Source organism: Treponema sp. UBA6852 (genome assembly GCA_002449305.1).
In the GTDB taxonomy this organism is placed as follows: Bacteria; Spirochaetota; Spirochaetia; order Treponematales; family Treponemataceae; genus Treponema_D.
In genome coordinates this window covers 14,254-14,632 of record DKDI01000021.1, presented here as the reverse complement: position 1 = coordinate 14,632, position 379 = coordinate 14,254, and the positions used below count along the sequence as shown (strand labels likewise).

Here is a 379-nt window from a genome sequence, read left to right as displayed (position 1 = left end):
TTTATATTCTAGGCATAAAGAGATTCGGCGGAAATCTTTCAAGAGAGGTTACGAATGATGAAAAAACTGATTTTGGCTTTTATTGCGGCGGCCGCGCTGTGTTTTTCGGCTTCTGCAAAGCCGCTTGTTGTTTATTTTTCTGTTCCTGAAAGCACTAAGACTTCGGGGCTTACGCGGAACGAGGAGAACAGTCTTGTCGTGGTGGACGGAAAGGCGTTGGGGAATGTTCAGTATGTGGCTGGCCTTATTGCAGATGAGACCGGCGCGGACATTTTCCGCCTTGAAGCGAAAGACGCATATCCGACTGACCACACTGCGCTTTTGAACCGCGCGGCGCGTGAGCAGAGAAGCAATGCCCGTCCTGAAATCCGCGGAAAGA

The 379-nt window shown here is 50.1% G+C and carries 1 pseudogene; it reads left to right on the top strand.

What is annotated here, in order from left to right:
• Positions 1 to 54: 54 nt before the first annotated feature.
• Positions 55 to 379, top strand: a pseudogene (locus B3209_RS04995) (hypothetical protein); the annotation flags it as partial.